Source organism: Paenibacillus sp. J2TS4, from assembly GCF_018403245.1.
Classification (GTDB): domain Bacteria; phylum Bacillota; class Bacilli; order Paenibacillales; family NBRC-103111; genus Paenibacillus_L.
Genome location: NZ_BOSH01000025.1, coordinates 30,011 through 41,720 on the forward strand (window position 1 = coordinate 30,011; position 11,710 = coordinate 41,720).

Below are 11,710 nucleotides of genomic sequence, written 5' to 3' on the forward strand. Positions count from 1 at the left end.
CTCCCTTAGAGGACGAGCCCAGTATCGATGTTGTTGTCTCGGCTTCTTGGTATTCATCGTGATCAAAAAGAGATTTTTTGAGCAACCTCTTAAAGGATTAAGGCTGAGCCTTAATCCTATTTTTAAAATTATCCTTTATAAAAAATCATTATCGGTAAATTTCGACACGTATATCGTATTTAATAAAGCAGGAGATGGATGGCGATTCAAAGGAGGACAATGTATGGCAGCCAATAAAGAAATTCGACTAGTCGTTAAGAGCGTTCAAGATGACAGTACGACAGATCAGACCGTTATAGCGGAATGGTATCCGAAAGAAAAGAGCGGCTATATACGGTATAGGGAAGCAGAGTCTGAAATGGGCAAGACTACGACAACCGTTAAGGTCGGCACGGACGAAATCAAAATCATTCGCCACGGAGAGCTTCAATCGGAGCAAACCTTCGCTCTTCACAAAAGGCTGCCGGGCTTTTACCGGACTCCACAAGGAATCATCCACTTGGAGACCATTACCCATAAGCTGGATATTCATATGGTCGACGGCATCGGCAGATTGTCATGGGAGTATGAACTATTCGTACAACAGGAAAGCGTGGGCAGCTTTAGCCTGACGTTGGAAACGGAGCCTTACGTTGTGCATTAAGACAGGACAGAACGAACCGCTTGTAAAGCATTAAGCTCCCCGGTAACCGAAGAAGTAGACCTTTTTCTTTGAATCGTGCTTGAGCTTTGCTTCAATAATTCCTTGACGGTTCGGTGCGGCATTTTGCCGCGGAGGGCCATCATCATGGCGATAACCCCGGAAACATGAGAGGTAGCCATGGAGGTGCCGCTTAGCTCGTTATATTTGCCATTCAGCCACGATGAATACACCTTATCTCCGGGGGCGTAGATATCGATGCTTTTGCCCCGGTTGCTGAACCGGGCTATTTTTTTGTTCCTCGTTGTGGCTCCGACAGCGATTGTAGTCGTGAATCTCGCTGGATAGTCGATTCGGCCTGTGCGACCGTCATTGCCGGAAGAGGCAACAACGATGACACCCGCCTCATAGGCTTTGTGTATCGTGTCTTCCAGCGCTTTACTGTAATTTTTCATGCCAAAACTCATGTTGATAATATCGATTTTATTGCGGATACACCATTCGATGCCAAAGATGATATCCGAGATGAAGGCAGTCCCGTTATGGTCAAACGCTTTAACGGCATATAAAGAGGCGTTAGGGGACACTCCGACAATTCCCTTTCTGGTGGAGGAGGCAGCAATAGTGCCGGAAATATGTGTTCCATGGCCGTTGTCGTCTCTTGGCGGAAGATGGCGATAGATGACATTGACCCCGCCCGCCACATTCCTCTGAAGGTCCGGGTGCAGGTAGTCAATGCCTGTATCGATTACTGCGATTTTAATTCTATGCCCCGTGGAACGCGCCCAGGCGGAAGGGGCTTTAATTTGTCGAACCCCCCATGGAACCAATTGCTCGTCTAAGCGGAACTTCGCAGTGGTGCGCGAGCGGAGTGATGAAGAAGGATAGGCATGGACGAAGGCTTGCTTGCTATCTTCTTCTATGGATATCCTTTCTGAATAAGGGTTCCGACCTTGAGGGGGACGTAAAAAGCATGAGAAGCCTTGTATGGCAGGTAGCGGTTGAAGGAAGGGTGGACATTCCAGAGACGGCATCAGCTCGCCCATCAGACGCAAACAATTCAAGTAATCCTCCTGGGTCTTGAATCGGATGATATGCCTCGAGGAATCCGTTCCTCCGTTTTGCAGCTCATCAAGTATCCAATGGATCAGATCCCTTTCCATCTATGAATTTCCCCTTTGCCGCATGAATTCCATATAATGTTGCTGGAAGAGATTCCTCCGATGCTGTTGAGTCGTTAATTGGAGTCATGACGCGATATTCTTTTCCATATCGTATGTTAACGGTAAGCTACCCGCTTCGGATGGTCGCCCGCTTTTAGAGAAATAAGCATTCAACCGTGTCATTCGTTCCTATTCGACATACGATAAATAGAGGGATCATTTGCTGGCCCTTGATATGGGTACAAGGCGGTGGAGGGCCGAACACCGTTCGGGAAGTACAGTCGCAAGCGGGGGTGATTTATACCCCCGCTTAAATAATTTTCTGAAGCGAGTGTATATAGTTGCTTTTTTGAATAAAATAGGTTTTACTTAAGGATGATATTTCGATGTTATAGAATGAGGCAGTAAATATGTAAGAAGGGAAGTGTTTGAATGAGCAGCCAATTTACGCTCCAAATTCCGACAGAACAGGCCAAGGAAATGCCTATGGTCGATTTAGCCTTTCTAGTGTTGAAAACGGCCAATACGCCGTTTTATTACCGTGATTTAATGCAGGAGATTGCAAACATAAAAGGGTTTTCGCAAGAGGAAGTTATGCAGGTTATCGCTCAGCTATATACCGAGATCAATGTAGACGGCAGATTCGCATGCGTGGGCAACAATCTGTGGGGACTGAAGAGATGGTATCCTGTCGATAATAAATCGGATGATGGTGTGGGAACGACCAAACGCCCGAGAATTATTAACGATGACGATGATGATCTGGACGAAGAGGATGTTTACCCAGAGGAAGAGGAAGAAACCTACAATGGCGAAGATGACTTCGACTCTTACGATGAAGATCGTGAAGATGTAGATTCCGAAGAGGAGGAGGACGAGGAATTCTACGACGAAGAGGAAGAGGAGGATTCTGAGTTGGAGGAGGGCGAGGAAGAAGAGGAAGAAGAGGAGGAAGAAGATCTGTACTCCGAGGAGGATGAAGATAAATAGAGATTGCGCCCGCTTCCTGACGCTTCCCAAAATCCATGCTTCCGTTACTTGACAAGCCGTTGCAGGACAGAGTAAACTATAGCATGGGCTAGAAAATTAACGTGATTTTTATACATTGTCTATTTTAAAGTGCCCCGTCTTGACGGGTGTCACTTTTTATTTTTTTAAATTATAAGAATTTATAAAATCCAGTCTTATAACCATTCTTATAATTCACTGCGAAACATTATTCCGCCGTTAAAGGACGGCGAAAGCAGTTTAAGCTTGGCTGACTATATAGAGCGGTTTTCCTAACCGCGAACGACAGGATCAAACTTCCCTTTTGACCCGAGAAGCTTGATTTTTTTCTATGGCATTTAAACATCCCCCACACCAGTGTCGCAACGCACGCCGGGAGAGGCGCGCGTTTATCAGGACTATCATCGTTGCACGCGTCGGCAGACGTGTCATTACACCATGTCAGGAGATCACGCAGGAGGTAAACATTGTGACCAAATACATTTTTGTAACTGGGGGTGTCGTTTCATCCCTTGGTAAAGGAATTACGGCTGCTTCTCTTGGGAGGCTGCTAAAGAACCGGGGGTTGAAGGTAACGATCCAGAAATTCGATCCTTACATTAACGTCGACCCGGGAACGATGAGTCCTTATCAGCACGGAGAAGTTTACGTGACGGATGATGGTGCGGAGACCGACCTTGATCTTGGCCACTATGAGCGGTTTATCGACATCAATCTAACCAAGAACAGCAATGTCACGACCGGCAAAATTTATTCCTCCGTCATTTCCAAAGAGCGGAGAGGGGAATATTTAGGCGGGACGGTTCAAGTGATTCCCCATATTACTAACGAAATCAAAGACCGGGTATTCCGCGCCGGGAGAGAAGCGAAGTCCGATGTGGTCATTACCGAAATCGGAGGTACTGTCGGAGATATCGAAAGCTTGCCTTTCCTCGAAGCGATTCGTCAGATCAAAAGCGACACGGGACGGGATAATGTAATGTACATACACGTTACGCTTATCCCCTACATTAAAGCCGCTGGCGAAGTGAAAACCAAACCGACACAGCACAGCGTTAAGGAATTAAGAAGCATTGGTATTCAACCGCATATTATTGTCTGCCGTACCGAGCATCCTTTGGCAGAGGATCTAAAACGGAAAATCGCCTTGTTCTGCGATATTGATGCGAATGCGGTCGTGGAATGTCTGGATGCGGACACTCTTTATGAAATTCCGTTAATGATGAGAGACCAGGGACTGGACGAGATCGTGGTTAATCATCTGAAGCTTGAATGCTCGGAGCCGAATATGACGGAATGGGAAAGAATGGTCGAGAAGGTTAAAGGGCTCAAGCACAAGACTGAGATAGCTATCGTAGGTAAATACGTAGCGCTTCACGACGCTTATTTAAGTATTGTGGAAGCTTTATCCCATGCCGGCTTTGACAGTAACACCGAAGTGGACATCCGCTGGGTGAATGCTGAGGAACTTACGGAAAGCAATGCGGAGGAGAAGCTGAAGGGAGTCCATGGCATTCTGGTTCCTGGAGGATTCGGCGATCGGGGTATCGAGGGTAAAGTCGCTGCCATCAAGTACGCCCGCGAGAATCGGATTCCGTTCTTCGGAATTTGTCTGGGGATGCAGGTGGCTGTTGTGGAATATGCACGCTCTATAGCGAAGCTGGAAGGAGCCAACAGCTCCGAGATCAACCCGACTACGGCGTATCCGGTTATCGATTTGCTTCCGGAGCAAAAAGATATCGAGGACTTGGGAGGCACGATGCGTCTAGGCCTATATCCGTGCAAGCTGGCTGCCGGCTCGTTGGCTTTGGAATGCTATAAGGAAGAGCTTGTTTATGAAAGACATCGTCACCGGTATGAGTTCAACAATGAATATCGGGATGTGATCGAAGCGGCCGGGCTCAAAATATCGGGAACCTCTCCAGACGGACGTTTGGTAGAAATTGTAGAGCTTCCTGAACATCCTTGGTTTCTGGCGGTTCAATTCCACCCGGAATTTACTTCTCGGCCTAACCGCTCCCAGCCTTTGTTCCGCGGATTTGTCAAAGCGGCCTTCCAGCACTCTCAAGAGGAAGTCTGATCAGCCTGGGCTGCGGCTTAATGAGCACAAAAAAATAATCTGGCTTACAGAAGGAAATGCTCCTCCGGTTGTCGAATGTATTACTTAATAGCGTGAACAACGGCTTTCGGAGGAGGTTTTTTTATTGGACAAGAAAAAGTTGCTTATTGTTGATGACCAGAATGGTATACGGGTATTGCTCGTAGAAGTGTTCAACAGTGAAGGCTACCAGACTTTCCAAGCTTCGAACGGTAAGCTAGCACTAGAAATTGTGCGTAAGGAACCTCCTGATCTGGTTCTTTTGGATATGAAGATTCCTGGAATGGACGGCTTGGATATACTTAAGCATATCAAACAAATCGATTCCTCGATTAAAGTCATTATGATGACGGCATACGGAGAGCTCGATATGATTAAGGAAGCGACGGATTTAGGGGCGCTGATGCATTTTACGAAACCGTTCGATATCGACGAGCTCAGAGTTGCTGTCAACTCTCAAATGGGCTTATCCTCATCTCATGATTACGCAGTCGGATCCTGAATAAGGATCTTTTTTTCGTCGACATATCTTATCGACAGTCGCTCTGTCTGATAAATTCTATTTGCCTCTGATCTTCCATTTACCATTCCCCGCTTTATTATGCTATAATATCACAGTATAATTCGGTTGCGGACAAACCGGCTTAACTCTACTCTCTTCACGACAATAAGGAGGATTTTACTATGCCGTTGGTATCTATGAATGAATTTTTGCCTAAAGCAAAAGCGAACCGCTTTGCTGTAGGTCAGTTTAATATGAATAATCTGGAGTTTGCTCAAGCTATTATGCAGGCGGCAATGGAGTTGAATTCTCCGTTTATTTACGGTGTGAGCGAAGGCGCATTGAAGTATATGGGGATGGAATATACTGTGGCTATCGCCGAGGCTGCGGCGAAGAAATCTGGTCTGCCGATCGCCTTGCATCTGGATCACGGAAGCAGCTTCGAGGTAGCTATGCAATGTATCCGTGCCGGATTCAGTTCGGTTATGTTTGACGGGTCTCATTATCCATTTGAAGAAAATATTCGATTGACTAAAGAGGTAGTTAAGGCGGCTCATGCCATGGGAGTTTCCGTAGAAGGGGAGCTTGGAACAATTGGTGGAGTCGAGGATGACATCAGTGTTGATGAGGCGGATGCAAGCCTGGCCAAGCCGGAGGAAGCTATCCGTTTCTATGAAGAAACCGGAGTCGACTGTTTGGCTATTGCCGTAGGTACCGCTCATGGAATGTACTCGGGCGAACCGAATATCCGTTTTGATATTATCCGTGAAGTTACGAGCGCTATCCCGGTACCGGTTGTTCTGCATGGCGGCTCCGGAGTTCCGGATGATGCTATTCGCAAAGCAGTGGAGAACGGGGTTGGCAAAATCAACGTCAACACGGAAAACCAGGTTGCTTGTACGAACGCCATTCGGGAAGTGCTCGGTAAAGATGCGAAGGTTTATGATCCGCGTAAATACTTGACTCCTGCACGAAATGCTATGGTGGAAGTTGTCAAGTCCAAAATTTTACTATTCGGAAGCGACAATCAAGCCTAAGGTGTGACGGCTATGTTAATTAAGGGAACTGCGCAAATCATTTTTGTGCAATTCCCTTAATGTCTTTGCTTTGCCGCGCATAGGGTAGGAGGAAAGCAATAGGAATGAACAAATTGATGATTGCAGGCGGGCGGCCCCTGCGCGGGACGGTTTCGATTAGCGGGGCCAAGAACAGCGCGGTTGCTCTCATTCCGGCTGCTATTCTTGCAGAAACTACAGTAACACTGGATAACTTGCCAGCGTTAAGCGATGTGGCCATTTACATGGAATTGTTAACTGAACTGGGGGCCTCCATCGAATGGCGCGACGGCCAGATGATTATTAATCCCGAATCATTAAGAGCGGCTCCGCTTCCGAATGGGAATGTTAAGAAGCTCCGGGCTTCTTATTATTTAATGGGAGCGCTTCTGGGCCGATTTGGCGAAGCGGTTGTTGGGCTTCCCGGGGGCTGCAATTTTGAACCGCGGCCTATTGATCAGCACATTAAAGGATTTGAAGCCCTCGGCGCAGAAGTCTTCAATGAAGGCGGTGCCATTCATATTCGGGCCAAACAGCTTCGCGGGGCGAAGATTTATCTGGATGTCGTCAGCGTCGGCGCGACCATTAATATTATGCTGGCAGCCGCTCGGGCCAAAGGAGTGACCATCATTGAGAATGCGGCTAAAGAGCCGGAAATCATTGATGTAGCTACCTTGTTAAGCTCGATGGGAGTACAGATCAAAGGCGTAGGCACCGAAACAATCCGTATTGAAGGAGTCGACGCTCTTCATGGTTGCCGCCACTCTATTATTCCTGATCGAATTCAGGCAGGAACGTACATGATTGCAGCGGCGGCTACTCGCGGAGATGTAGTGGTAGACAACATCATTCCCAAGCATATGGAGGCTGTTATCGCCAAGCTGCAGGAAATGGGAGTAGGCATTGAAGAGATGGATGAATCGATTCGCGTGATTGGCCGGCAGGAATATGCCCATGTTGACGTCAAGGCGCTCATCTACCCCGGATTTGCGACCGATATTCAGTCTCCCATGGCCAGCCTGCTCACCCAGGCTAACGGAACGAGTATTCTAACGGATTATGTCTACAGCAATCGGTTTAAGTATGTTCCAGAGCTTGCGCGCATGGGCGCCAAAATCAAGCTCGAAGGCCGATCGGCCATTATTGAAGGAGGCACTCCTTTATCGGGTGCCAAGGTGACCGCAACCGATTTGCGGGCTGGAGCCGCTCTTGTTATCGCGGGACTAACCGCGCCATCCGGAATTACGGAAGTGAGTGGGCTTGAATATATAGATAGAGGCTACGATAATCTAGTAGAGAATCTATCCATGCTTGGTGCGGAAATTTGGAGAGCGGAGTAGCCCTGGGTGCCCCATTTCTGCAAGAAATGAAATCATAGGACTCCGGATAGCAAAAACTGGGTATACTAATCTTGTTTTCAAAATTTCATAGTGTGGTGGTTAATTCAATGGATATGCAACTGGCGCAGCTTGAAGCGCTTAAGTTAACCGATTTGTATAAACTGGCAAAGACCCATCAAATAGCTTATTATGGCCAGATGAAAAAAAAGGAACTAATCTTTTCCATTCTTAGAGCACAGGCCGAGAAGGGCGGACTAATGTTCATGGAGGGCGTTCTCGAAATCCTCCAGGAAGGGTTCGGCTTTCTCAGGCCGATTAACTATTTACCCAGTTCCGAAGATATCTATATTTCGGCTTCCCAAATCCGCAAATTCGACTTGAGATCGGGTGATGTCGTTTCCGGCAAATGCCGCCCTCCGAAAGAAAATGAAAGGTATTTTGGTCTTCTGCAGGTCGAGGCGGTCAATGGGGAGAAACCTGAGACAGCAGCTGAAAGGCTGCATTTTCCGGCCCTTACTCCTCTATATCCGCAGCAGAAAGTCGTCCTGGAAACTTCTCCTTCCATCCTCTCTACCCGTATTATGGATTTATTGAGTCCCGTAGGATTAGGACAACGGGGATTGATCGTTGCTCCACCCAAAGCGGGGAAAACATTGTTGCTGAAAGAAATCGCCAACAGTATTTCCACCAATTATCCAGAAATTGAATTGTTCGTGCTGCTAATCGATGAAAGACCAGAGGAAGTTACCGATATGCAGCGGTCGGTTAAAGGGGAAGTGGTAGCCTCCACTTTTGATGAGCTGCCGGAGAATCATATCAAAGTGGCTGAGCTTGTTCTCGAACGGGCACAAAGATTAGTAGAGCACAAGAAAGATGTAGTCATTCTCTTAGACAGCATTACCCGTTTGGCTCGCGCATACAACCTGGTCATTCCTCCTTCGGGAAGAACGCTGTCCGGCGGAATTGATCCCGGGGCCTTCCACAGACCCAAGCGATTCTTTGGTGCTGCGCGGAATATTGAGGAGGGCGGAAGCCTGACCATTCTGGCGACGGCCTTAATCGAGACGGGCTCCCGTATGGATGATGTCATCTACGAGGAGTTTAAAGGAACGGGAAATCTGGAGCTTCATCTGGATCGGAAGCTGGCGGAACGCAGAGTGTTCCCGGCTATAGATATTCGCAGATCGGGCACGCGCCGGGAAGAAATGCTGATGAGCAAGGAAGAACTGGAAAAAATATGGGCGCTGCGTAAAAATATGCAGGAATCGCACGAGTTTGTCGAGGCCTTCCTGAAGAAGCTCAAGGATACTAAAACAAACAGCGAATTTTTAGAGACTCTGGATGCGCAATCTGCCGGCAAAAAAGTAAAGAATTCGGCTTCCTAAAGGCTTCAACAGCAATCCAAGTACAGGTTTCTAATCCACTTTATAGCTTTAAAGGTAATGAAAGATTGAGGGGTACATCATGAATTTGGTATACGCGGATTCAGACGGAAAAGTATATGACCATCCCGAGTATGTTGCGCTTGGCCGCAGTGGGGATATGGTTGTTGAAATAATGGAAGATGAGCTGATTCCGCTCCCGGAAGGGGCGACGCTGGTCAGTCTGCCATCAACCCGGCCGGTGTATATGGACGCAGCAACCGGTGAAATGAAGGCGTTGGACGCATCCTTTCAAGCCGTAGGGGCGCTGCTGCCGCAAGGCTTCACCCGCCTTCTGCTTCCTGGTTATGTGAAGAATGATCGCTCCGCGGTGCTTCCATTATTCGGTTATACGGCCGTCGTATGGAAAGATGACGGATTCTACGTTGCTGCTCGGCTTAGTGATGATCCGTATCGCTGGAATCCCGTGAATTGTGATCCCGAACTGCTGGAACGCGAAGTGGCACTTCGATTGGAACGCTATCCTGAAAACAGGCTGTATAAGCATTTGTCCAAATGTGCGCTGGAATACGAATGTCTAACAGCTTCCAATACGTTCTTGAATCGTTGGGAGGGAGCAGTTCCGGTTTCTTATTCCTGCAATGCGGGCTGCTTCGGGTGCATATCGGAACAGCCGGAGGATAGCGGCTTCGTAGCCCCCCAGACGCGAATGAATTTTAAGCCGGCTCTGGAGGAGATTGTTCAAGTGATGCTGGAGCAGCTCACTTCACCCGACAGCATTATCAGCTTCGGACAAGGCTGTGAGGGAGAGCCGTCGACGCAGGCTGCATTGATTATACCGGCGATTCGCGAGGTTCGGCGGATTACGGACCAAGGTTACATCAACATTAACACCAATGCGGGATTAACCGATTTTATTCGAGGTATTGTGGATGCCGGATTGGATATGATGCGTGTAAGCACGATTAGCGCATTGGAGGAACACTACAACGCATACTATAAACCGCGCGGCTATAAGCTTCAGAATGTGGAGAAATCATTGAAGTATGCATCGGATCAAGGAGTATTGACGTCCATTAACTATCTGGTCTTTCCAGGAGTGACCGACCGGGAAGAGGAAATAGAGGCGATGCTCGGCTTTGCTCGGAGAACCGGACTGAAGCTAATTCAGCTGCGAAATCTGAATATCGATCCCGAAGCCTATCTAAAGCTTATTCCCGCTCCGCAGGGAGACGTTCTGGGAATGAAGCAGATGATAGAAATCTTCAGGCAAGAATTGCCTGATGTCGCTATTGGATCTTACTCCCATACACCTGGAGGATTACAATCCAAAATGGCTATGGAAAAAAGCTAATCCACCGCGGGATCTTCAGGACGCTTTTGAGAGAGTGCAGCTCTTGAAATGTAGGATAGGGTGCGCGATTAGCATGTGAATGACAGGCACGGAAAAGTCTTTTCAGGCTATCCCCGCTCTTTTATTGACGTTGAAAAGGTTGTTATAATTAAACTCTTGCGGATTAAAAACGGTTCTGATATAATCCGTTTATGTGTCCATTTACTCTGGATCTCCGAGCTTGATCCAGGGCGGAAAGAGGTGAAAGATTGTGAAAGAAGCAATTCATCCTAATTACCATGTAACGACGGTTACTTGTGCTTGCGGCAACACCTTTGAATCGGGTTCCGTTAAACAAGATCTTCGTGTGGAGATTTGCTCCAACTGCCATCCGTTCTTTACCGGCAAACAGAAGTTTGTCGATGCTGGCGGACGTGTAGATAGATTTAAGAAAAAATACGGAATGTAATTTTCCGACACTTTCCTTTTTAAAAATTGGAATAAATACACCTCTCCAGGTCATTCTAAGACCAAAGGGAGGTGTTTTGTTTTATGCTGAAAGCAATGAAAGTATCAATTGGACTTAGTCTGGGTCTATGTTTAATCCTATCGGGATGCGCGAATACCAACGGAGTGACGACCAAAAGCTATCCTAATGATGGCTTCCTGGGAACGACTAACGCCAATCCAAACTATCCAACAAGCCCCACCTATCATAATTATTCATCTGACCGGGGAATGGTCGAATCGGCCCTAAAAAATGTAGCCGGCATCCAGAATTCGCGAGTCGTGTTTAATGGCCGGCGCTTGAATATTACCGTATCCGTTCCCCGGAATACAAGTCCGGAGGAACAGCAGCGAATTGAGGCGCAAGCTTTGGAAGCGGTCAGCAATATGATGCCAAGATACGATGTCAAGGTAGTAGTTAAACGGCAGTAGCCGGATCCATAGTTAACGGTGAACTGGCTGTGAAGCCGTTGGTAAGAGGCATTCCGTGCGCGAGCTATAACTTACTATGCTGTCTCCATGGAACCACTCCCAAAACACTCCAAAAACCGAGAGTGTCAAACGTCTGTGAAAATGTCACCTTATCTGTGCTATGAAAATGTCACTTTTTTTGAAGGAGGCCACTCTTACCAGTAGGCCTCTGAATAACTGTTATGCTGTGAATACATAGCGTCTTGGAATG

11 protein-coding genes are annotated in these 11,710 nt (G+C 47.4%); 10 read left to right on the top strand and 1 reads right to left on the bottom strand.

The features are described from left to right. The first annotated feature begins 223 nt into the window (after window positions 1-223). Window positions 224-643 carry a YwiB family protein gene (locus KJS69_RS28480; protein ID WP_213587540.1) on the top strand — a complete coding sequence of 140 codons (420 nt, stop codon included), beginning with the start codon at window positions 224-226 and terminating at the stop codon, window positions 641-643. Here the strand turns inward: KJS69_RS28480 and KJS69_RS28485 are convergent. Next, on the bottom strand, window positions 640-1,803 hold the full coding sequence (locus KJS69_RS28485) for a S8 family peptidase (protein ID WP_213587542.1): 1,164 nt from the start codon (window positions 1,801-1,803) through the stop codon (window positions 640-642). The two genes, KJS69_RS28480 and KJS69_RS28485, sit on opposite strands and share 4 nt — an antisense overlap. A 432-nt stretch (window positions 1,804-2,235) precedes the next feature. Here KJS69_RS28485 and rpoE point away from each other — a divergent pair, with 432 nt between their 5' ends. The 9 genes from rpoE (at window position 2,236) to KJS69_RS28530 (ending at window position 11,460) form a co-directional block, all read left to right on the top strand. Then, complete coding sequence (gene rpoE / locus KJS69_RS28490; RefSeq protein ID WP_213587544.1) at window positions 2,236-2,793, top strand: DNA-directed RNA polymerase subunit delta; 558 nt, start codon at window positions 2,236-2,238, stop codon at window positions 2,791-2,793. A gap of 487 nt (window positions 2,794-3,280) precedes the next feature. Beyond that, window positions 3,281-4,891: a CTP synthase gene (locus KJS69_RS28495; RefSeq protein ID WP_213587546.1), complete on the top strand. Its 1,611-nt coding sequence runs from the start codon at window positions 3,281-3,283 to the stop codon at window positions 4,889-4,891. Between the two features lie 124 nt (window positions 4,892-5,015). After that, the gene (locus KJS69_RS28500) at window positions 5,016-5,411 is read left to right on the top strand and encodes a response regulator (RefSeq protein WP_213587548.1); all 396 of its coding nucleotides are present in this window, start codon (window positions 5,016-5,018) and stop codon (window positions 5,409-5,411) included. Window positions 5,412-5,593: 182 nt separating this feature from the next. Continuing rightward, window positions 5,594-6,448 (top strand): class II fructose-1,6-bisphosphate aldolase, encoded by an 855-nt coding sequence (fba, locus tag KJS69_RS28505; protein ID WP_213587550.1) that lies wholly within the window; start codon window positions 5,594-5,596, stop codon window positions 6,446-6,448. A gap of 104 nt (window positions 6,449-6,552) precedes the next feature. Then, a complete protein-coding gene (locus KJS69_RS28510; protein WP_213587552.1) occupies window positions 6,553-7,806 on the top strand; it encodes a UDP-N-acetylglucosamine 1-carboxyvinyltransferase in 1,254 nt (417 codons plus the stop codon). A gap of 107 nt (window positions 7,807-7,913) precedes the next feature. After that, window positions 7,914-9,191: a transcription termination factor Rho gene (rho, locus tag KJS69_RS28515; RefSeq protein WP_213587554.1), complete on the top strand. Its 1,278-nt coding sequence runs from the start codon at window positions 7,914-7,916 to the stop codon at window positions 9,189-9,191. Window positions 9,192-9,270: 79 nt separating this feature from the next. After that, the gene (locus KJS69_RS28520) at window positions 9,271-10,542 is read left to right on the top strand and encodes a radical SAM family protein (RefSeq protein WP_213587556.1); all 1,272 of its coding nucleotides are present in this window, start codon (window positions 9,271-9,273) and stop codon (window positions 10,540-10,542) included. Window positions 10,543-10,792: 250 nt separating this feature from the next. Next, the gene (gene rpmE / locus KJS69_RS28525; RefSeq protein ID WP_213587558.1) at window positions 10,793-10,990 is read left to right on the top strand and encodes a 50S ribosomal protein L31; all 198 of its coding nucleotides are present in this window, start codon (window positions 10,793-10,795) and stop codon (window positions 10,988-10,990) included. Between the two features lie 83 nt (window positions 10,991-11,073). Beyond that, a complete protein-coding gene (locus KJS69_RS28530; RefSeq protein WP_213587560.1) occupies window positions 11,074-11,460 on the top strand; it encodes a hypothetical protein in 387 nt (128 codons plus the stop codon). Window positions 11,461-11,710: the final 250 nt, after the last annotated feature.

Coding starts and splice junctions, on each gene's coding strand:
- KJS69_RS28480 (WP_213587540.1), top strand. CDS start 224: ATGGCAGCCAATAAAGAAATTCGACTAGTCGTTAAGAGCGTTCAAGAT.
- KJS69_RS28485 (WP_213587542.1), bottom strand. CDS start 1,803: ATGGAAAGGGATCTGATCCATTGGATACTTGATGAGCTGCAAAACGGA.
- rpoE (WP_213587544.1), top strand. CDS start 2,236: ATGAGCAGCCAATTTACGCTCCAAATTCCGACAGAACAGGCCAAGGAA.
- fba (WP_213587550.1), top strand. CDS start 5,594: ATGCCGTTGGTATCTATGAATGAATTTTTGCCTAAAGCAAAAGCGAAC.
- KJS69_RS28510 (WP_213587552.1), top strand. CDS start 6,553: ATGAACAAATTGATGATTGCAGGCGGGCGGCCCCTGCGCGGGACGGTT.
- rho (WP_213587554.1), top strand. CDS start 7,914: ATGGATATGCAACTGGCGCAGCTTGAAGCGCTTAAGTTAACCGATTTG.
- KJS69_RS28520 (WP_213587556.1), top strand. CDS start 9,271: ATGAATTTGGTATACGCGGATTCAGACGGAAAAGTATATGACCATCCC.
- KJS69_RS28530 (WP_213587560.1), top strand. CDS start 11,074: ATGCTGAAAGCAATGAAAGTATCAATTGGACTTAGTCTGGGTCTATGT.